Annotated in this window: 18 protein-coding genes; all 18 read right to left on the minus strand. The window is 31.6% G+C overall.

Translation table 11 applies throughout. From position 1 onward, the window contains the following. Positions 1-185: 185 nt before the first annotated feature. Positions 186-1,535, minus strand: coding sequence for an SIR2 family protein (locus tag GKG01_RS02660; protein WP_347233091.1), 1,350 nt, complete (start codon positions 1,533-1,535; stop codon positions 186-188). A 508-nt stretch (positions 1,536-2,043) separates the two neighbouring features. Then, positions 2,044-3,078: a UvrD-helicase domain-containing protein gene (locus GKG01_RS02665; RefSeq protein WP_154271332.1), complete on the minus strand. Its 1,035-nt coding sequence runs from the start codon at positions 3,076-3,078 to the stop codon at positions 2,044-2,046. Then, the gene (locus GKG01_RS02670; RefSeq protein ID WP_154271333.1) at positions 3,063-4,619 is read right to left on the minus strand and encodes a TOPRIM nucleotidyl transferase/hydrolase domain-containing protein; all 1,557 of its coding nucleotides are present in this window, start codon (positions 4,617-4,619) and stop codon (positions 3,063-3,065) included. Before GKG01_RS02670 ends, GKG01_RS02665 begins: the two co-directional genes overlap by 16 nt. A gap of 31 nt (positions 4,620-4,650) precedes the next feature. Beyond that, positions 4,651-7,254: a DEAD/DEAH box helicase family protein gene (locus tag GKG01_RS02675; RefSeq protein WP_154271335.1), complete on the minus strand. Its 2,604-nt coding sequence runs from the start codon at positions 7,252-7,254 to the stop codon at positions 4,651-4,653. Positions 7,255-7,258: 4 nt separating this feature from the next. Further along, the gene (locus tag GKG01_RS02680) at positions 7,259-8,911 is read right to left on the minus strand and encodes a site-specific DNA-methyltransferase (RefSeq protein WP_154271337.1); all 1,653 of its coding nucleotides are present in this window, start codon (positions 8,909-8,911) and stop codon (positions 7,259-7,261) included. A gap of 2 nt (positions 8,912-8,913) precedes the next feature. Beyond that, positions 8,914-9,129: a helix-turn-helix transcriptional regulator gene (locus tag GKG01_RS02685; protein WP_154271340.1), complete on the minus strand. Its 216-nt coding sequence runs from the start codon at positions 9,127-9,129 to the stop codon at positions 8,914-8,916. A 318-nt stretch (positions 9,130-9,447) separates the two neighbouring features. Beyond that, positions 9,448-10,980, minus strand: coding sequence for a glutamine-hydrolyzing GMP synthase (gene guaA / locus GKG01_RS02690; protein WP_094205270.1), 1,533 nt, complete (start codon positions 10,978-10,980; stop codon positions 9,448-9,450). An 8-nt stretch (positions 10,981-10,988) separates the two neighbouring features. Further along, the gene (locus tag GKG01_RS02695; protein ID WP_094204086.1) at positions 10,989-12,584 is read right to left on the minus strand and encodes an ATP-binding cassette domain-containing protein; all 1,596 of its coding nucleotides are present in this window, start codon (positions 12,582-12,584) and stop codon (positions 10,989-10,991) included. 244 nt (positions 12,585-12,828) lie between these two features. Beyond that, positions 12,829-13,854, minus strand: a complete 1,026-nt coding sequence (purM, locus tag GKG01_RS02700) for a phosphoribosylformylglycinamidine cyclo-ligase (protein WP_094205268.1) — start codon at positions 13,852-13,854, stop codon at positions 12,829-12,831. Further along, positions 13,854-14,327, minus strand: coding sequence for a 5-(carboxyamino)imidazole ribonucleotide mutase (gene purE, locus GKG01_RS02705; RefSeq protein ID WP_154271341.1), 474 nt, complete (start codon positions 14,325-14,327; stop codon positions 13,854-13,856). Before purE ends, purM begins: the two co-directional genes overlap by 1 nt. A 9-nt stretch (positions 14,328-14,336) precedes the next feature. Beyond that, positions 14,337-15,788: an IMP dehydrogenase gene (gene guaB / locus GKG01_RS02710; protein ID WP_094207541.1), complete on the minus strand. Its 1,452-nt coding sequence runs from the start codon at positions 15,786-15,788 to the stop codon at positions 14,337-14,339. Positions 15,789-15,976: 188 nt separating this feature from the next. Beyond that, entirely contained in the window at positions 15,977-16,930 is a 954-nt protein-coding gene (locus GKG01_RS02715) for a hexose kinase (protein ID WP_094205265.1), read from the minus strand. A 71-nt stretch (positions 16,931-17,001) separates the two neighbouring features. Further along, entirely contained in the window at positions 17,002-18,546 is a 1,545-nt protein-coding gene (locus tag GKG01_RS02720) for an FAD-dependent protein (protein ID WP_154271343.1), read from the minus strand. A gap of 126 nt (positions 18,547-18,672) precedes the next feature. Next, positions 18,673-19,113, minus strand: a complete 441-nt coding sequence (locus GKG01_RS02725; protein WP_094204092.1) for a C-GCAxxG-C-C family protein — start codon at positions 19,111-19,113, stop codon at positions 18,673-18,675. Further along, a complete protein-coding gene (arsS, locus tag GKG01_RS02730) occupies positions 19,106-20,026 on the minus strand; it encodes an arsenosugar biosynthesis radical SAM (seleno)protein ArsS (RefSeq protein WP_094207544.1) in 921 nt (306 codons plus the stop codon). The genes GKG01_RS02725 and arsS overlap by 8 nt, the downstream gene beginning before the upstream one ends. After that, complete coding sequence (locus GKG01_RS02735) at positions 20,023-20,970, minus strand: (Fe-S)-binding protein (protein WP_154271345.1); 948 nt, start codon at positions 20,968-20,970, stop codon at positions 20,023-20,025. The genes arsS and GKG01_RS02735 overlap by 4 nt, the downstream gene beginning before the upstream one ends. Further along, on the minus strand, positions 20,945-21,607 hold the full coding sequence (locus GKG01_RS02740; RefSeq protein WP_154271347.1) for a TIGR04283 family arsenosugar biosynthesis glycosyltransferase: 663 nt from the start codon (positions 21,605-21,607) through the stop codon (positions 20,945-20,947). Before GKG01_RS02740 ends, GKG01_RS02735 begins: the two co-directional genes overlap by 26 nt. Continuing rightward, a complete protein-coding gene (locus GKG01_RS02745; protein WP_154271349.1) occupies positions 21,579-23,060 on the minus strand; it encodes a TIGR04282 family arsenosugar biosynthesis glycosyltransferase in 1,482 nt (493 codons plus the stop codon). The genes GKG01_RS02740 and GKG01_RS02745 overlap by 29 nt, the downstream gene beginning before the upstream one ends. Positions 23,061-23,112 lie beyond the last annotated feature (52 nt).

A 23,112-nucleotide genomic window follows, 5' to 3' on the forward strand; every position in this document is an offset into this window, starting at 1 on the left:
GATATATCCCAAATCATTCAAAATACTATATTCTATTTTTTCTAATATCACCAAATCCACCTAATTATAGGACGATTTCAGATTTTTAGTCCCGTCCCAGTCCCAGTACCGGAGAAAATTTTTACCCCACTAATATACCGACAGCACCATTTAGGTATGAATAGAATAACTGAAATAACTTTCAACTAAATAAACCAAGGCATAAAATGAGGAACTAAATCATTCATGTTTTGTACTTTTCCTAAACAATATTCAAAGTGTTTTTTATTTCTATTTTCTGATATATATTTAAACAGATCATCTTTTGTTTCAAAGTAGTTCTCTTCATATATAAATAATGGAGGTATATTTGATTCTTCCGGATTGTTAACAAATAATAATAGCGAGAGCAAACCATCACAATATCCCAGATTGTAGAACGCTTGATCGTAATTTTCTTCTGATATACGCTTTTCATAATAACTCTCGTATGATTGAATTTTAGGCTGAAAGTAACCAGGAATCAAATATTCTCCATTACTTCTATGCGCAACACACCTCTCTAAAGCATGTATAAATGCATCTTGATAAGCTATTGATAATAGTAATTCAGGAAAATCTTTAATCTCGTTTCGATAAGTATTTGATTCAAAAAGCTTTATATGCTCTTTTTTAATGAAACACAAAAGTTCTTCTGCATAATCATAAATATCACTTGAAACAAGTCGCCCTTCTGCTATTAATATATTGTTTAATTGGTGAATAAAATATGTTCCATCAGTAATAATTGGGATTACTCTTGAGTCTACATTTACTTTCCATTTTTCATGAATTGTGACTAAATAAAATTGATTGCTAAAATCCCCCATCTTCTCGGATAATATATCTAACAATCTATTAAGATCCTCATCTCCGAAGGAAAAACCAATAAAGACAACAGTACTACTTGCCAGAATAGTTTTTAGCCTATCTCCTATTAATTCGCTAGAAAGTCTACTATATGATTCCTCATAATCCTTTTCGGTAGCTACTATTGACCCAACATTATTAATCGATCCATGTATTTTAAATACTCTTTTTTTAAACACATTCCACAAAGTAACATCAGTATCATTAATTACGGGAGTACAATCACAATAATCTTCAAAATATGTATCCCAATTTGTTGTAATTATCGTTTCAATGAAAGGATTTGCAGCAACTTCTCTATGAAAACTAGTAGCTGCATTTAATAACTGAGGGAAAGAATCTATGAAATCAAATTTTTCTTTGATTTTATTTAGCAATTTCCTACGACCATTGGGAAATGTATCAATATATAAACTCATTAGCCTAGAAAAACTGGTGTCTAAATCAACTTTCTTATTTGTCTTATCTTCTATCTCACGTAAAACACTTTTGTAAAATGATTCAGGGAAAGCAGATTTTGACTCTGTGCTTATACCTGCACCACAAAAAAGAACTAAATTGTTTTTCAAAACGGACTCAATAATCTCTTCAGGCATATCAAAATTTTTATTATTTTTACAAATCATACATTCACAAGGTTCATACACATTCAAACTTTATCCTCCTTATTCTCTTCATTTCCATAAATTTTATAAAAATACTAGTGATAATTTTTCACTAACTTTCTTCTATTTACTGGTCCTACTACCTCTTTTCTTTTTATAATGTTCGCTGTATTCAAAAACATCCAAAATACAGGTTTTTAGTTTATCTCGTGATTGAAAATTCATTCCATTTAAGTGTGTTTTTGAAAAATTTTCCCAGTCCCAGTTCCAGTTCCAGAATTTTATAAAAAATACTCATTCTTTATTTCATCACACCATTTGTTCAATTCTTCTATAATATTACCAAGATGTGCGATTACATGCATGTCATTAAGTAAATACATAAAGCAAAGTATATCTTTTGCAGTTCTTACTTTTCAAATTTCCGATTTTTACAAAACCATTTAAAATAATACATTATAATTTTTCTTGAATCACTAAATCCACCTAATTATAGGACATTTTCAAATTTTTAGTCCCGTTCCAGTACCAGTACCGGAGGATAATATTCTTACTTCTCAATATACTTTAAATTTTTATAACTTATCAAAAATGTATTCCTTCTAGATCTTGTCAATGCAACATATAATTTATTCTTAGTAGATGCAGGTAATTTGTCTAGCGTGTTATCTAAGAATAATTTCTCTGTTTTTCCATTCAATATTATGCAAATATCTTTATAGCAATCCTCTCCTTTTACATCTCCCCAATTTTTATGAGTATATCCATATTTTTTCGAATTACTATAATGTAATTTAATAATATTTTCGTCCTTAAAAATTTCCTTTATTTCATTCTCATTATCGATATATTGAAACCTAGAATTATCGTCACTAATATGATGCGAATATATTTCTATATCTAAATTATCTCTGATAAATTCACAAGTTTTATTATTACATCGCCAGCTCTTATCAAAAGTATTATCATCAACAATAAATCCATTTGATACGAACTTATCTTTATAACGATTGTAATCCTCAAACAAGTTTTTATTCACAGGTCCATCTCTACTTGTATCATAGGTATGTTGAAAAAAATCACCAACAAAAAGTATCTTTACATGCGACTCCATAATTTTTAAAAGGAAATTAAAGTCTCTACCTGAAATATCCTGAATTTCATCAATAAGTAATTCATCAAAATATTTTTCTATTCTTTTTTTTATGTCATCAATAATATCAAAGTATTCGAAACTCATAGCCAATCTATTACTAAAAAAATATCCTGATGACGTAAGATAATACTTTAAATCCGTTTTCTTTATGCTTCTTAATTTATTGCTTTCAAAAATTATACCTTTAGCTCTTACCTTGTCAGCTAAAAATGGTTTATAACAAAAGGAATATAAAAAATTAAAATATGTCATTAAACTAATATTGCTAGGGAACTCTCCATTAAATTTTTCCAATATTTTCTTCTTAATATTAGAAAAATTATTTGTTGTGTAAGTTATAATTAAACTTTTCTTATCCAAAGATAAATTATCAATAATATAGCTAGTTTTACCAGAACCTGCTACTGCAAAAATTACTCGTTTATCCAATTTATTGCTCTTTCTATATATTCAGGCGCTTCTAAATCACCAATCTCAGCTAGTCTAAGAGCTGAAGTAGTTTTATTTTTTAACATATACTGTAGTGCCTCTTTACCAAACTCAGATTCACAAACCTGCTTATTCTTTTCATATAAATAATATTCAAAAGTTGGTTTCTCATTATCTTCTTCAAAAAAAATTTTTATATTTTCAAAATTATAATCCTTATATTTATTGATACATTTTTCTTGATAATTCGAATCATTATCGGTTATTACCGCAACCTTAGAGCCCGTTATTTTCGCTATATCCAAATACCTTTTAAAACTTAAACCCCTAATGGCTAAAACATGAACGCCTTCATAACTAAGGCTTTTTTTAGTCACATCCATATAAAACTCATTAAAAAGTATAAACTCTGAGGGCCCTTCCACTAAAATCAATTTTTCAGATAATATAAATTCTAAAATTCCAGCTGGTGGTGCTTTTAAAAAATAATCAGAGGTTTCTTTATTTAGAGATTTTAAATAAAGAGGAACATTACTTTTTTGTTTAGATAATATAATCAAATTATACAATTCAAGCCCAGTACTTATAAGACTACTATGTGTCGCAATAAAAATTTGACCATTCTGATGCTGTTCAATATTTGCAATTAATCTTTTTAAATTAGTATAACTTAAATGGTTTTCAGGTTCTTCAAATAATATAATGTCCACATTTTCACCTGATTTTTCTAATGCAAAGTCAGTTTTTATTAAAACTTGTAGCCCAGTTCCTCTATTATTTAATGCAATTGAATTTTCGTATATCATAAGTTCATCACTAAATACATTTGAAAAACTATTTTGTAAGGCAAACTGATAATTTTTGTCTGTTGGGAGCCTTTCGTTTAACTCCTTAAGATTATCTTCACAAAATTTTGATTTCATTTGTCTATATTTACTTTTGTGATTTATTCTTTCAAGTTCGTTTCCTTCTGTATATTGTTGATACATTTTTTGTACAAAATAATTTGTTTTATATTCAGAATTCATATTGCCGCTGTCTATAAACACAGTTCTAAGTTTTTTCTTATACCCACTAAAAGTTTCATCTGAAAAAGTAGAAAATCTTATTTGATAATACTCATAAGGAAAAACCGATGTTTCTTCTGATAGAAATTCGTTTATTTCTTTCCCATATTCATCATTTGGAGAGCAAACCAGTCTAATTCCATCTGTAACAATTCCTAACGAATTATTATTACCATTCATAGTATGATCAAATTCACCTTTTAAGTACAACTCAACCTTCATTTCTGGCAAATTTTCATATCTTCTAGAATTCTGAAATTTATTAATAGCATCAATGTTTATTAATTTATCCAATCCTATATTTTCAACTCTTTTAATACTTCCTGATGCAGCAAGCTCAATAGCTTCCAGTACCGAGCTTTTTCCTACTTCATTATCACCCACTAATATATTAACTCTTTCATTTGGACATATTGTATAATCCTCAAAACTCTTAAAGTTTATTAATCTTATCTTATCTATTGTTACTGACAATTGTACCTCCCAGCATACTTAATATTATTCATCATTGTAAGCATTGTCTTATAGAATTATCAAATTCATTAATCCTAAGCTCTCTATTAAAGAATGGAAGCCCTATAATCCTATACTTATTATCATCTACATAAGTTTTTGTTGGTATCCCTTGCTCTTCAATTTTTAGTAGGAAATCTTCTTTCCATTTGTCTTTTTCTATTAAATGGCTTCCTTTAGGTTCGATATAAATTTGTTCTTGGAGATACCAATCTGTACCTTTCTTTTGCAAGAACAATAAAAAGTCAGGCTCAAATCTTTCTCCAGTATCAAATTCATAAATAGCTAGAGCTGGTATCCTTTCGTTTCTTACTAGATAAATTTTCTCATATTTGTCACTTAAGTCCTTTACTATCCCCTTAAAATACTTAACAAAGGCTTTTTCTTCATCGGTTCCGTAATTATCGTTATAAACATACCAAGGTTCAAATGCTAGATCCATAGAATCTTCATTAACGATCATAGCTTGTGAACTACCTAATCCATCCCCATGAGGATTATCAACATATATTTTCTTATCTTTTAATACTTCATGAATCCTTTTAGCATAAAATTCTTTTGTCCCTTCATATTCGGTCTCTATTTTTTGAATATATGTCGAAACTTCTTTTAATATTTTCATTGTTCCGGCATATAGATCTTTTGCTTCTATTTTTTCGTTAGAGCTTTCGATTTGTAATGTAATATTTCCTAAGTAATTCTCAGATTGTAAAAATTCTTTCTTAGATTTTAAGTTAGGAAAATATGATTTAAGTGTATTGAATTTCAGGACCTCAAAATTTGACATTGCACCTTCAGTAATATTTAAAGGTATATTTTTAAATTCATATCTAAAAGTATTGGTCATACCGTTAGCTTTTACTTTTCCTTCATCAAATAATCCATATATAAATGAACTGCCTGTTGATACTCTATATTGATAAAATCCATTTCGTATTTTTTTATCTATTCCTGTGACTAATTTTCTTGACTTCTCAACTTTTTTATTTGAAAATACATATGCTTCTCTGAAAAAATCTGTTTGTTTAAAATCATCTTTCAATATATAATTAATTTCCATCGGAGCATTTGCTAATAAACCCGTTTGTTTTAGAGCGTATCTCAACTCTCCAATATACCTCGAATCCTGCATAGAGTGATATAAAAGAGTTTCTAATATTCTATTTTCATTAGTTACATCATAATCATATTTACGCTTATTTCTTGGTTGATCATCTTCAATTTTAAATGGACAATATCTAGCTCCACGTCCTATTAGTTGAGCTTCACTTATCGTCGTCTTCCCTGGTTTTCCATTTTTTCCATCTCGTGTTTCATATAATCTTACAATATCAAAAAGATTTAATACATCCCAACCCTCATTTAACATATCAACTGTGAAAATTATTCTATATGGATTATCTTTTGCTTCAAGAGAGTTTACGGCAACTTGTTTTTCCTTTTCTTCAGATTCACTCTTAGAATTTAATATTATAGAGTTTTCAGTTGCAAATCCTAATTTTATATCAGATACAAGAGCATTTAAACTTGGGTCTTTTTTAAGAAAATATCCTATAGCATTCCTTAAATATTCATTATCAGAATCCTTATATTTTAGAATTTCTTCAGCCTTGAGATTATTTAATTTTTGGTAAAATTCATCATAGAATGCTTTTGATTCTTTAATAGTTTTAGATTTTAATAAAACAACTGGCTTTATATTTTGACCATTGTCACCAAATAAATGTCTTCTATAATAGCTTATAACAAGAGCAAGCAGAGTTCTCGTCCACCTATCATAATCACCCTGCATATTATTAAAGTCTTTGGTATATCCACTTTCTCTAAACTTAGATAAGGTATAATCATATACAATTTTATCCAAATATTTTTTCTCAACATTAGGATCTTTCAAGTCAGCGGTTGCTGTAAATTCTAATAAGGCATTATCTCTATTTGCTCTAAATATTTTTTCAATTGTGTATTCCCAGCTTTTGGCATTTTCTTCTAGGTTTGTTTTTTCACTTTTTGTAAGACCCTTAGTAACAGTATTTATATGGTGGGATTCATCTGAGATTAAAACAATCTTATCATCCTCAAAATCATCAATAGTAGGCGAATTCTCCTTTGGAAAATTCATATCCATATGAAGCTTTTGTGTGGAAGTAAAGCAAATATTTATGGCGTTTTTATCGTAAAAAGCAAAATTGTTTACTTCTTTTACTTGAACCTGTTCTCCCATCAATTCGATATTATCTGCAAAAAGATACTTAATAGAAGATTGATTGAGGAAATTTTCTTTAGTTTTTTCGATAATATTATTCTGATTTACAAAAAATAAAAACTTTCTATAACCTTTGGTATATAAATATAAAATAAGACCTGCCATAATAACAGTCTTACCAGAACCAGTTGCCATATGAAATAAATTATGAATTTGTTTATTTTTAATCAAATCACTTTCAACATAGGTTATAAAATACCTAAAAGCATCTTCTTGATAATCACGCAAAATGATATTAGGATTTAAGTTTGACTCTATATAGGAAGGCAATTCTTTCAAAGCCCCTATTTTTTTAATAACGTCTAACTCTTGGTACAAATATTGATCAGTCATAACATCACTCCTTGCCATAGAAGCTTCTAGTAAATGTCTTGTCAGACTCACTCACCTTATAATCTTCATCGTCTACATCTGAAAAATTTACATATAGCTGGTTTTTATTTAATAGCTCCATCACAAGATTCTTTTGCTCATCAAGGCTAAGCTTATCAAAATCATCTTCACTTTCTTTTAAATCACTAGGAAGGACAGAAGGAATTAATTTTCCATTGTCTATGGACTTATTCAAAACAATTTTAACTTGATAAGTATTTTCCGCTTTTTCTAGTTCATTGACTAGACTTTCATTATCTTCTAAAAGTTCACAGTAAACAAAAGATCCACCACCTTGCCAGTTTACTGATTTAGAAATGCCAAACTCAAAACCATCAACGACTTTTTGTAATCTTTCTAAGCCAATGAATATTTGTTCACTCATTTGCTCTATTCCTATATATTTTCTCCCCAATTTATGAGCAGTTGCCGCTGTTGTTCCGGAACCAAGGTGATAATCTAATACGATATCTCCTTTATTACTTCCCATTTCAATAATTCTTTGAAGTAATTTTTCTGGCTTTTGTCCAGAAAAGTCTAATAATTCAGATCTGTATCTATCTGTGGAATATATATCATCCCACCAATCTTCAAGTTTTTTCCCTTGAGCTTCTGCTTTTTCTTTAAAATCCTCTTTAGTATCAGCATTTCCAAATACCTGACCTGTATTATGAACACCACTCTTATGCTTAACATACGGCTGATTAAATAATGTATTTTCTCCATTGCCATAATATAAAATATCATCATGCTTTCTTGGTAAAAACCTAGAGCTTCCTGATGGGCCAGTGTAACACCAAATAATATTATTTTTAAAATTTTCTTTTCCAAAAATATCATCCATTAATACTTTTGCATAATGAGATTCATTAAAATCCAAGTGTACAAATATAGATCCATCTGGTTTTAGTAATCTTTTAGCTATAGTAAACCTATTTTTCATAAATGTTAACCAAGTTGAATGATTAAATTTATCATTATACTTAAATGAATCTCCTCCAGTGTTAAAAGGAGGGTCAATGTAAATAAGCTGCACTTGACCTTCATATCTTTCTAATAAAGACGACAAGCCAGCCAAATTATTTCCTTTTATAATTAAGTTATCATCTTCTTTAAATTCTATATTTTCTTCTATTCCGTCTTTTGTGTATCTCTTGGCATTCCCTAAAACTTTTGGTGCTAGTAGTCTATTTACCTGATCTGGGGCTAGGGTTTCATTATAAAAAATTTCATCTCTTTTTTGGTCTTCTTTAGTTTGTCCACCTTCAAGGACACAGTCTTTATAAGGCCATACCAATGAAACATCTAGTTTTTGACTAATTAGATTATTATTAGAATCAACAAGACCTATCTTATTTTTATACATAGTAAAAGAATCTGAAAGAAATTCTTTTGATTCTAGGACCCATACAAATTTATTTTTATCAAAAACATATATGTCATCAACTTTAGTAAAAAAAGCTTCTTTCAATAAATCATTATTTAGCAAGGCCTTTAATAATTTCTCATCATTAGCTCTTGCTGCATCTGATACCTTAGTCTTGATAATTTGATTAGATTCCCCAAAAAAACGTTCATCAAAGCTCAATACCTTTTTTAATTCGTCTAAAAATTTCATAACTACCTCACATACTCCATAACATCTTCAACTCCACAATCCAACACACAACAAATCTTTGCTATAGTTTCTAAATCAATTCTTTTAACTTTATTATTACAATAAGAATTAAGTTGCGTCCTTTGAAGGTTTGCTTCTCTTTCTAATTTGTTTTTGCTTATATTTTTTTCTTCTAAAACCTGGTCTATTTTAAAAATAATTTTCCCAAAGTTTTGCATAAAGTTCTCTCCCTTATAATTTTTAAAATCGGTATTTCAATTAATTATATTATATCATATTTTCAAAAACTTCTTACAGGTCTAAGATTCTTATTTTCTTTGAAGTATATCTAAACTTATATCATATCTTATTTAAAGATTATAGACAATCAAAAAGACCGCAGATTTTAACTACGGTCTAATTTTTTGTCCAAATGTAAACCACTTGGAACTATTATTCAATTTATTCTTTTTTACAAATGTTCCCATTTTAGTCCCAGCTACAGTTTTTTATCTTCTGTAACCGTTGATTTTACAAGGTTTTTTGTTTTTTTGCTACTATTCCCATTCAATTGTTGCTGGTGGTTTACTTGTAATATCGTAAACTATTCTATTGATGTGATCTACTTCGTTGATTATTCTTACTGAAGTTTTATCTAATACTTCGTATGGGATTCTTGCCCAATCAGCTGTCATGAAGTCTGTTGTTGTTACGGCCCTTAGTGCTAATGTATAGTCGTAAGTTCTGAAATCTCCCATTACTCCGACTGTTCTATTGTTAGTGATTACTGCGAAGTATTGGTTGATGTCTTTGTCGATTCCTGCTTTTGCAACTTCGTCTCTGAATATATAGTCTGCTTCACGCAACACTTCTAATTTTTCTTCAGTGATTTCTCCCATAACTCTGATTCCTAATCCTGGTCCTGGGAATGGTTGACGATATACCAAATATTCTGGCATTTCTAATTCTAATCCCAATCTTCTGACTTCGTCTTTGAATAAATCGCGAAGTGGTTCGATTAAATCTTTGAAATCAACTACATCTGGAAGTCCTCCAACGTTATGGTGAGATTTGATAACGGATGCATCGCCTTGTCCAGATTCTATTACATCGGGATAGATTGTCCCTTGCGCTAAAAAATCTACAGATCCGATTTTCTTAGCTTCATCTTCAAATACTCTGATGAATTCTTCTCCGATGATTTTTCTCTTTTGTTCTGGATCTGATACGCCTTTTAATTTATCTAGGAATCTGTCTTTTGCATCTACTCTTACGAAGTTCAATTCGTCATTTTTGAATGCGGCTTCGACTTCGTCGCCTTCATTTTTTCTCATCAAACCATGGTCAACGAATACGCATGTCAAGTTTTTGCCGATAGCTTTTGATAGAAGTGATGCACATACGGAACTGTCTACCCCACCTGATAATGCCAACAAAACTTTTTTGTCGCCTACAGTTTTTCTGATTTTTTGGATTTGTTCTTCCAAGAAGTTTTCCATTGTCCAATCTCCATCAGCTTTACAGATTTCATAAAGGAAGTTTTTGATAAGTATTTTACCTTCAACTGTATGATTAACTTCTGGGTGATATTGAACAGCGTAGATTTTCTTGTCTTCATTTGCAATTGCTGCTACTGGGCAAGAGTCCGTTGTTTGAATGATGTCAAATCCTTCTGGTTTTTCTGATACGAAATCAGTGTGACTCATCCACACGATGCTTTCGTCGCTCATATCTTTTAAGATAGAACTTTGATTTGCAATTTTGGCATTAGTTTTACCAAATTCACGATTTTTTGCCTTTTCAACAACTCCACCAAAATCTTTGGAGATAAGTTGCATTCCGTAGCACATTCCCAAAATAGGAATATTTAATTCAAAAATTTCTTTATCGATTTGTGGAGAATTTTCTTCGTAAACGCTGTTTGGTCCGCCTGTGAAGATTATCCCGATCGGTTGTTTTTCCTTAATAGCATTCAATGCTTTTTTGTAAGGAACAACTTCGCAGTACACGTTCAAATCTCTTACACGACGAGCGATTAGTTGATTATATTGTCCTCCAAAATCTACCACAATAACTAATTGATGTTTCATTTCTACTCCTAATTATTAGTTAAATATTTTTCTATATAGTCTTCGTAATTCATTGATACGTCACGATAAGTTCCGTCATCAAATATTTCAATAATTCTATTTGCAACAGAAGATACAAATTGGTGATCGAGTGATGTGAACAAAATATTTGATTTGAATGTAATCAAGCCGTTATTTACGGCTTCGATACTTTCCAAATCCAAATGGTTTGTAGGTTGGTCGAACACCAAGACATTGGCTGGTGTTACCATCATTTTGGAAAACATCATTCTGACTTTTTCGCCCCCGCTAAGAACGTTGGCTTTCTTCAAAGCTTCATCACCTGAAAAAAGCATCTTTCCCAAAAATCCTCTGATGTGAATTTCAGATTTTTCTTCGCTGAATTGTCTCAACCAATCAATCAAATTCAAATCGCAATCTTCGAAGAACCTAGTGTTATCTTTTGGAAAATACGTGTGAGTTATAGTTTGTCCCCATTTGTATTCTCCTGTATAATCATCATCGTTTCCGTTGATTATTTCGAAGAATTTCGTGATGGCGATTTCGTTTCCAATGAATCCAATCTTATCTCCTTTGTTTACCCTGAAGCTCAAATTATCGATAAGCTTGTTGCCATTTTGTTCTACAGTCAAGTTTTCTACATTTAGAATTTCATTACCAACTTCTCTTGAAAGCTCGAATCCAACGAATGGATAACGTCTACTAGATGGTTTAATGTCATCCAATGTGATTTTATCGAGAAGTTTCTTCCTACTTGTAGCTTGTTTGGATTTTGATTTATTTGCAGAAAATCTTTGAATGAAATCTTGAAGTTCTTTGATTTTGTCTTCTTTTTTCTTGTTTTGTTCTTTTTGCATTCGAAGTGCAAGTTGGCTTGATTCATACCAGAAATCGTAGTTACCAACGAACATATTAATCTTTCCGTAGTCGACATCGACCATATGAGTGCACACTTCGTTTAAGAAATATCTATCGTGAGATACTATGATTACAATTCCTGGAAAATCCATCAGAAAATCTTGTAGCCACAATATTGCTTTCAAATCCAAACCATTTGTAGGTTCGTCTAGTAGTAATATTCCTGGATTTCCGAACAAAGCTTGTGCCAATAACACCTTTACCTTGTCAGATTCTTTCAAATCTTTCATCAACATAAAATGTTGTTGTGTCGTTATTCCCAAACCTTGCAGCAAAGATGAACTTTCCGCTTCTGCTTCATATCCTCCAAGTTCTTGGAATTCTGCTTCTAATTCCGCTGCTCTCATTCCATCTTCATCGCTGAAATCTGGCTTCATGTATATAGCATCTTTTTCTTTTTGGATATCGTAAAGCTTTTTGTTTCCCATCAAAACTGTATCCATTACGCTGTTTTCTTCAAAAGCGTAGTGATCTTGGTTAAGTTTTGATAATCTTGTGTTCTTATCTATCGTGACATTGCCTTTTGTAGGCTCTTTTTCTCCGGATAAAATTTTGAGGAATGTAGATTTCCCAGCACCATTCGCACCAATAACTCCGTAACAGTTACCTGGATTAAAAATTAGGTTAACATCCTCAAATAATTTTTTATCGGGGAATATGACACTTAAATTGTTAACTGTTAACATCTAAATCCCTCCAATACTCACATATTATACCATAAAAGTATTATCAAGTCTTGATATCACAATATTTGGATACATTTTTCAATTCAAAAACAACCATTTAATTTTGAAAAATAAATGGTTGTTAATTTTATAAATTTATATTTTGCTCAATCCTTTTACAAAAGTATTTTTACTTAGTTTCTTAAATTTTCTGTACCTAAATTCTAAAGTATATACTTATTTAAAAAATTAATTTATTCAAAAATTAGTCCAAATTAATCGCAACTTTTGTTTCTGTTTGTTTGCAAACTCCGCATTTTTTTGCTTTTGGATCAATTTTTTGTAATACTTCAAGAGATTTATCCACATCTTTTGCATCTACTACAATTACCATTCCAATTCCCATATTAAATGTGGAGAACATTTCTTTTGTTTCGACATTTCCCCATTCTTGAATAGCTTTGAACACAGGATCAATTTCTGATTCTTTTAAGTCAAATTCTATTCCTATATTTTCAGGCAACATTCTAGGCACGTTTTCGTACAATCCACCACCTGTGATGTGAGCAATTCCTTTGATTTGAACTTCTTTTAATAAAGCTGATATTTCTTTTTCGTAAATTCTCGTAGGAACCAAAAGTCTTTCTCCAACTGTAGTATCTTCAAATTTGTCGGATAATTTCACATTTGCCATATCCAATGCCGCTCTTACAAGTGAAAATCCATTGCTGTGAACTCCGCTTGATGACAAAGATATTGCAACATCGCCTTCTTTAATGCTACTTCCGTCAATTATTTTTTCGCGGTCTACGATTCCAACTGCAAATCCCGCCAAATCATAATCATTTTCTTTGTACAACCCTGGCATTTCGGCAGTTTCTCCACCGATTAATGCACATTCTGATTGTGTACAACCTTCTGCTACCCCACGAACCAAATCTGCCATTTTTTCTGGTTTTAAACTTCCTGTAGCGATGTAATCCAAGAAGAACAATGGCTTTGCTCCTTGGCACAAAACATCATTAACACACATTGCAACCAAATCAATACCAACTGTATCGTGTTTGTCTAGTTCCATGGCTAATTTGATTTTTGTTCCAACGCCATCAGTTCCACTAACCAATACAGGTTCTTTCATATCGGAGATTTCTGGTTTAAATAAACCAGCAAATCCACCGATACCTGTTAGAACTTCTTTTCCATGAGTTTTCTTTACGATTTCTTTTATGATTTGAACTTCTTCGTAACCTTTTTCTTTATCTACACCAGAATCTTTGTAAGTTAATCCCATTATATTTCTTCTAACTCCCTGTCAGAATCAATGACACCTTGTTTCATTTCTTCTTTGTAATCTTTTAATTTTTGAGCTAGTTTTTCGTCAGACAAAGCAATCATTTGAGCTGCTAAGATAGCTGCATTTTCTCCACCATCGATTGCTACAGTTGCAACTGGAACTCCTTTAGGCATTTGAACTATTGAATACAAAGCATCCATTCCAGCAAGTGCAGATCCTTTTACAGGAATTCCTATAACTGGTTTTGTTGTCATTCCAGCTGTTACTCCACCTAAGTGTGCTGCTTTTCCAGCGATTGTGATGTAAACTTTGCAGTCGTCTTTTTCAACAGTTTCTTCTAAAACATCCAATGCTCTGTGTGCTGAAATAACTGATACTTCATAAGATAGATCAAATTTTTTCAACATTTTAGTAACTTTTTTTGCAACTTCAATATCTGAACTGCTTCCCATTATTAATCTAATATCCATTGTTTACTCCTATTTTTTTGTATAGTTTGGAGATTCTCTAGTAATTGTAATATCATGTGGATGATTTTCTACAAGTGTTGCTGGAGAAATCTTCACGAATTTTGATTTTTCTTTTAATTCAACTAAGTCTTTGCTTCCTACATAACCCATACCTGAACGAAGTCCACCAACTAATTGATAAACAACTTCTGCTACAGATCCTTTGTAAGCAACTCTACCTTCTACTCCTTCTGGAACGTATTTTTTAGTGTTATTTTGGAAATATCTGTCTCCACTTCCAGCTTTCATAGCTCCAAGCGAACCCATTCCTCTGTATTCTTTGTATTGTCTACCTTCTAATACAACTAATTCTCCAGGACTTTCTTCAGTACCAGCGAACAAGCTACCTGCCATGATAACAGATGCACCTGCTGCTAATGCTTTTGTAATATCTCCTGAGTATTTAATACCACCATCGGCAATGATTGGAATACCGTGTTTATCAGCTTCTTTTGCACATTCGATTATAGCTGTCATTTGAGGAACACCTATACCTGTTACAACTCTTGTCGTACAAATAGATCCAGGTCCGATACCAACTTTAACACAATCTGCCCCAGCTTCTATCAAATCCCTTGTAGCATCTGCTGTTGCAACATTACCTGCGATAATTTGAAGATCTGGGAAAGCTTCTTTTAATTTTCTTACAGCATTCAAAACTCCTCTTGAATGACCGTGAGCTGTGTCGATTGTTACGACATCAACTTTTGCATCTACTAAAGCTTGACATCTTTCAATCATATCATTAGTGATACCAACAGCTGCACCAACTAATAATCTTCCTTGTGAATCTCTTGCTGAATTTGGATATTGGATTGTTTTTTCAACATCTTTTGTAGTGATAAGGCCTTTTAATTTGAAGTTTTCATCTACAATTGGAAGTTTTTCAATCTTGGCATTCATCATTTTTTCCAAGGCTTCATCCATTGATATGTTTTCGTGACCTGTGATTAATCCTTCTTTAGTCATAACATCACCAATTGGAAGTTGTTCGTCTTTTACGAATCTAACATCTCTGTTAGTTAGGATTCCGACTAAAGTCATATCATCATTAACTATAGGTACACCGCTAATTCTGTAGTGACTCATCAATTTCAAAGCATCAACGATTTTGTCATCTGCAGATAAGTAAAAAGGATCAGTAATTATTCCATTTTCTGAACGTTTAACTCTATCTACTTCTCTTGCTTGTTCTTCAATAGTCATGTTCTTGTGAATAATTCCGATCCCGCCTTGTCTCGCCATAGCGATAGCCATTTTTGACTCAGTTACAGTGTCCATTCCTGCTGACATCATAGGAATGTTCAATTCAATTTTTTTAGTTAATCTTGTTTTCAAGATAGTTTCATTAGGTAACACTTCTGATGGACCTGGTACTAGAAGTACGTCATCAAATGTTAATCCTTCGCCGATAAATTGCATAATACCCTCCTCATAAAATAAATAAAAACTTTGTTAAAAATTTTTAATGTTGAGAATAAATTTACCATACAAATGATCACAAGTCAAGCAAATTTATTCCTTTTATTTTCTTTACAGTTATTATATCAGAAATACAAATTTTTGAGCAAGAAAAAAGCACCAAAAAAACTTTTTGATGCATAAATCTTCTATAATAATTCAACATTTATTTGTTCTGCTACTTCGTTTATTTTATCTGCGTCCAGCTTTTCAACTTCTGAAACTCTCGCATTTAATACGCCAAGAGATAAAGCCTTCAAAACAGTTTCCATTACGCCTTCTTCATCATCCAAGAATTTCGCCAAGCCAGCCACAGTAGCATCTCCACTTCCGACAGTTCTTTGAATTTTGTATTGAGGAACAGAAATCCTGTACAAATTATCTTTGTATTTTAAAATTGCTCCGTATTTTCCATTGGTAACCAAAACTATTTCAATATCATCTAGCAACTCGTTTTCAAAGATGTTCTTCAAATACTCAGAATCTTTGTTTATGAAATCTTCTGAAGAAATATCTTCTGTTAAACCAATGATTTCCTTAAATTCGTAGAAATTAGGCTTGATAGCAAATGGTTTATAATTATTTTCCAACACTTTTTTAGTCACTTGTCCATTTGTATCCAAAATAATCTTGCTATTAGCTTTTAGAATATCCATAGTTTCTTCGACAAAATCTTCGGATAAACCGTTCATCAAACTTCCACTGATTACTGCTATATTGTAATTTTTTCCGATTTCTTTAATAAGTGACATAAAAGTTCTTTCAAATCTAGAATCAATTTTGTTAGTTTTTTCAAAGATTTCAAATTGCTTATCGCCATGAATTACTCTAATGCAGTTTCTTGTGTCGACATTTGTAAAAATAAAGTCGTGCTTGATATTCACATCGTCTAACTTGTCGATTACATAATCTCCATTACTTCCTCCAATAAAGCCTGTAACCATGAAATCTGCCCTCAACAAATCCAAAACTTTGGACACATTTATCCCTTTGCCTCCAGGCGTTTTGTACGCATCATCAACAACATTTACTCCATTAGTATCCAGCTCATCCATTTCGTAAATCACATCAATAGCAGGATTCGCAGTTATACAAAGTATCATTTTATTCCCCTCTTCAAATTAATTAAAAATTTAGCTTTTATTAAATATACCCAATAATTTAGTTTTTTAAATTATTTAGATAACTTTGATGTAAGAATAACTTCAGCAGCCTTCAATCCGTCAATCGCACTTGATACGATTCCTCCAGAATATCCACTACCTTCGCCAATCACGTATAAATTATCAACATTTTCACTTCTTAACAAATCATCTCGATCCATTCTCACTGCACACGATGTTCTCGTTTCAACTCCTGTGAGTATAGCATCATCCATTGAAAATCCGTGAAGCTTGTTGTCCATCATTTTAATCGCAGTTTTAATGTAATTTGTAACATGCTCTGGGTAAATATCATTCAAATTGCTCAAAACATATCCCGGTTTTACAGTAGGTTCAACTTCTCCGATCTTTTCAGATTTTTTATCATCCATAAAATCTTTTACCAACTGAACTGGAGCATTGTAGTTCGCTCCTCCCAATTCAAAAGCTTTGCGTTCGATTTCTTGTTGAAATCTAATCCCGTCTAATAAATTATGTCCATAAGTATCTTCATCTATACCACACACAATCGCACTATTTGCGTTTTTGCCGTCTCTTTTGTGAAAACTCATACCATTGACGCACAATTCATTTTCTTCACTAGAAGCATTGATTACATATCCGCCTGGACACATACAGAAAGTGTACACTCCTCTTTTGTTTTCTTCAGAATAAGAAAGCTGATAAGTCGCACTTGGAAGATCTCTGTCGCATTTATATTGTGCAAAATCAATCATTTTTTGTGGATGCTCAATTCTAAAACCAACCGCAAAAGGTTTGTTCGTCATTTTAATTTTGTCGGCTAACATCATCACCGTGTCTCTAGAACTATTTCCAAGAGCCAAAACGTAATAGTCAGATTGAAATTTTCTATTATGCGATTTTATTCCCACACATTTTTCATTTTCAATTTCGACATCGTCGATTAATGTATCGAATTCAAATTCACAACCCATTTTGATAAGGTCATTTCTCATATTCACAATTACTTTTTGCAATTCATCGGTTCCTATGTGAGGCTTGGAGTCATACATAATTTCACTAGGAGCGCCGTAGTCCACAAAAGTCTTCAAAACTTCCCTGACTCTTTTGTCTTTGGAACGTGCAGTTAATTTGCCGTCAGAAAAAGTTCCAGCTCCACCTTCTCCAAATTGCACGTTACTGTTTGTGTTAAGCTTACCAGTATCCAGGAATTTGTTGATATCTTCAACTCTTTTGGATACCTCGCTTCCTCGTTCAATAACTTTCACCTTAGCTCCTTTTTTCGCTAATAAATACGCACAAAACAATCCCGCAGGACCACTTCCAACAACTGTGACGCTTTTCGAATTATCGACATCTTCTAGGTTAAAATCTTCTTCATGATATCTTTCGCAATTTTTGATTGATTTTATTTTTTTATCAGACAAATCAACATCCACGATAACTTGGTAATTAAACAGAATTCCCCTTCTAGCATCAATTGATTTTCTGTAGATTTCATAATTGAAGTTTTTCATTCCAATCATTTTAGAGATTTTTTTCTTCAATTCGCTTTCGTCGTCATTTTTTAATTTTATATTTCTAATAATAATCATAATTTTCTCTCTTTCATTTGTTACTTGTATTATATCATTATTTAAATAGAAATATTTATTGCCCTTACATTAGGATTTTTAAATCCACACTTAAAAAGCTGCCTACCAAAGTAGACAGCTCTCAATTTATTTTTCTTCAAACATTTCCTCTAATATATCTATTGCATCATTCACAGCTTGTGGACATTTTCTTTGCATCGTGTTTTCTTGTTCGATTTTTTCAAGATTTTCTGCTATATTATCTCCCAATATTTCTTCACAAATTATCGTAGATTGTTTTTCTTTGAATTTGGTATCGAATTCGAACATTTTTTTTACTAATTCAACTTTCTTTTCGCCTTCATTCGGCTTTGAATGTCCGTATTTGATTCCTAAAACCATGTAGGCACCAGTTACTGCTCCACATGTCATTCCTTTGTACATTCCACCTGTAAATGGTGATGCGATTTTTGTAACAAGTTCCTTATCTACGCCCAAATCATCTGCGAAATATCTCAAAACAACTTGCGCACAATCTATTCCTTCTGTAAATTGTTGCCAAATTTCTTCGTTAGTTAATTTACTCATCCAATGCACCTCCACAACTTGATCCACTACCTGCAGTACAACCGTAGCAGTAATCTTTCCACACGATTTCTCTGGATAAATCCTTCACATCGATTAAATCTTTGATGTTTGTGTAGTCTTTCATTGGGACTTTTTCTGCTAAGTGGAAGTCGCAATCGTGAAGATTTCCTAAGCTATCCACAGAAATTTGGAATCTACACATTATATTTTCACAAGTTTCTTCATTGTAATTATCTTCCAACAATTTCATGTAATCTTCGTATTCGCCTTTTTCAATTAAAAAATCTTTGAAATATCCAATAGGCATATTTGTAATAGTGAACAAATTATTAAACACAACATCCTTCTTTTTCAATTCGCGTTCATAATCTGATTGAAGATTGGATTGTTCTGGTGGCAAGAATCCACCAAGTGGATTATAAACTAAATCCAATTCTTTTTCAGTTCCATAGCCAATTTCGTTAAGCTTCTTCAAGTTAGCTATGACTTTGTCGTATACGCCATCTCCTCTTTGGCTATCTACGTTATCTTCTGTGTAGCAAGGAAGAGATACGATAATTTTGATTTTTTCTTTATCAAATAAATCCATTAATTCCTTGTTTTTTTCGATATCTGTTGCGTTTGTTCTAATAATAAGTTCGTCTACTCTTTTCAAACATTCCTTCATAAACCACACAATTTCTGGATGTGTTGTTGGTTCTCCACCTGTAATATCCACAGTTTTCATCTTGTGGTTATCCAAAAACTTCAAGCAATCTTCCATAGTTTCTTTGCTCATTTCTAAGTTTTCGCTGTTCTTCATAACGTGGCAGTGTTTACAACGCAAATTACATTTTTCAGTAATGTTTAATTGTAGCGTTGTGATATCGCCAGTTGTTTTATATTTTTCAGGAATTCTATCTTCGAATCTCATTTTCTCCCCCTAAATTTTCCTTTTAATGCATTTTTGAAAAAGCTTGGATCGCATTTTTCATCTATACCAACCATTTTACTTACAAAGTGGTGCACTTCATTATTTGCCACAAACTTGGACGAACAAGTCGCACAATAAGTATATATTTTTTCGTTTTTAATGGAGTTTTGCATTTGAGTTGCGATGTCTTTTTCGCTTTTTCCTGCAATTCCACCTGCTCCACAGCAGTTTGTACTTATGTATTTATTGTTAAATCCTTTGATATGATTTTTGATTTCTTCAAAAATTATGTGATTATATCGGTCAGAGCATGGGAAGAACACATTTACTTCCTCATCAATATCTTGTATCATATCTCTTTCTTCAAGCCATTTAAAAATCGTAATAACTTCAACCGACAAATTTTTGTAAAATTTGTGGAAACAATTTGGACACACGCACACTATTCTTTCCACTTCTTTGTCTTTGAGTTCTTTTTCAAACCTTTCCATATAATTATTTTCAAATCCAGTATAATCACTTGGAAGATTGCAACAATCAATTGAATAATCAAATCCTTCTTTGTTGAACAATTCCATTAAATATTTTGTAGTATCTGGATAAAATGCTGGGAAATTACAGCCCAAATACAACAAATCTTTTGTTTTTCTTTTAGATTTGTTTTTGAAGAAATAGTTTTCTTTTTGTTTTTTTACTGATTCGAATTTAGGATTTTGTTTTCTTAAAATAAGAGAAATCTTTTTTCCATCCAAATCAACCGGACACACCGCTTTGCATTTTTGACACAAGAAACAAGAAAATGCCAAGTCTTGTCTGTCAGCAAAATCTTTTAAATTAATCTTGTATTTCGTCAAAAAAGGACAACATTTTGTGCATTTACCACAGTCAATGCACTTGTCCTTAACTTCTTGTAAGTAATCATTTGTACTTTTGTTTGATATCATCTACCTTTTCCCCCTTGCGATACATATGTTGACATTTCTGCATCATCCACATAGTTCTAAAAGGCCCATTTTTCTGAAATCTACGCGATGAAGAATATATCTTCATTTTTGAAAGAAAAATTTTGTATCCTTTTTCCTTTACTCTAATTGAAAAATCGTAATCTTCCATTAAATCAATATTTTTGAATCCACCCATCTCATCGTAAAACGCTCTCGTGAAAAACATTCCCTGATCTCCGAATGCGATGTTTCTTTGTCTGACACGATTACTAGAATTAAATGCGACAATTTGCATTATGAACTGTTTTGGAACAAACGAAATGCTGAAACAACCCATTTTATAATTTTGTAAAATTGATTTGATTTCTTCTTTTGGATTTTCTTTGAAGAAAGTATCCGCGTGAAGAATCAGAATTATTTCCCCTGTTGAATTTGCAATTCCATTTATAATTTGATTGCCACGACCCTTGATGCTTCTAATTGGATTATATCCTCTGTCTCTGATTTTTTCAAACGTGTCGTCATCTCCACTTACGCTGAAAATCACCTCAAACTCATCATCAAAAACATCCAGGTGGTCGATAAACCTATCGATTTTGTCAGATTCATTATACACTGGCACTATTACTGAAATCATTCGCTTTTATAAACTCCCATATATTATCCAAAAATTCATCAGACAAATATGCTTTTATCTTTTCAAAAGTAAATCCACTATCTCTATTCTCATCCACGTATTGAGTATATGCCATTGAACACCAAGTTATTCCTCTGAGACATGTGAACAACAAATATTTTACGAATTTTTTCCTGTCGACTTTTACTTTTGCTACTTTATCATACTCGTCCAAGAAATCATACATAGTGTCCATATCAAATATTACATCCGTCTTCCAAAAAGTCGTCGTTGGTGCCAAAAAATGCGCCAAATCTTGCTCACGCTCTCCTATAATCGGTTTTTCCCAATCTATAATATAAGATTTATCTCCAATTATAAAATTTTTATTGTTTAGTTCAGTGTTGATAAGACATGGATTTTCAAGTATAGAATCCAGTCCCAAATTTTTGATGTATTTTAGCATATCTGAAATTTTCTTTTCAGTAGATTGGCTTTTCTTATCCCATTTTTGATAATTAGAAAACATCTGTGTAAATTCGTCGAACATCATATTAAAAGGACTGTCTGCTTTTATAAAATCTTGTCCTGTCACATCTAATGAGTGGATTTGTGAAAGCAAATATGCTGCAATTTTTAAATCAGTATGATAATCCAAATCCCTTCCTATCAAGTATTCTTCCGTAAGATAAGAAATTCCCGATAGCTCATCACGTTTTAAATCGTAAACCTTGGCAGTTACATTTGATTTTTCTAAAAACTTGAGCGCATTATACTCGTATTCAATTTGATTATCCAAATGCATTTGTGATCCACGCGCAATTCTTATCAAATAATCATCATCTATCAGATAGTTCGAATTGTACTCGCCTTTACCAAGTAACTTCACATTTTCAGATTGTGATATGTATTTTACAAAATCAATGTCAGTGTCAATATCATGGGTTTCTTTCAGTTTATAATAAGACAAATCATGTTCAATCAAACTATTTTCCAAATCGTTTTCTACATTAGGATTTGAATATTTTTTATTCTCAAACAACACATCGTACGCTTTTTTCATTCCAATGAGACTATAACCGCCGTCTTCAGTTGGGCTGAACACAACATCATTGAGGTCTAATTTGTCAAAAGCTTCATCGAAAATCTCACCATCAAAATCAATGATGTCTGATCCGATTAAAATAACCTTGGAATAGGATTGTGACAAAACTTCTTTGATAGAATTATTCATCCTTTGACCGATATCATCTCCCGTTTGTCTTATACATTCATAAGGAGAATTTTTCGTGTAATCGTCAAATAATTCATCTGGAGTTAGAGACAAAAAAACTTTGTAGTTTTTGATAGCATTTAAGTTTTTTTCTATCAAATTATTACTCATAATTATCCTTTGTTCTTCTGATAAAATTGTAGATAATCTTGTTTTAGATTTTTTATTTGGAATTTTAGTCATTAAAATTACTGCGTTCATTCAATCTCCTGTAAAAAAAGCGGCCCATATTCTGAGCCGCATTAATTTTAAA

Source organism: Finegoldia sp. BIOML-A4 (assembly GCF_009679635.1).
Classification (GTDB): Bacteria; Bacillota; Clostridia; order Tissierellales; family Peptoniphilaceae; genus Finegoldia; species Finegoldia magna.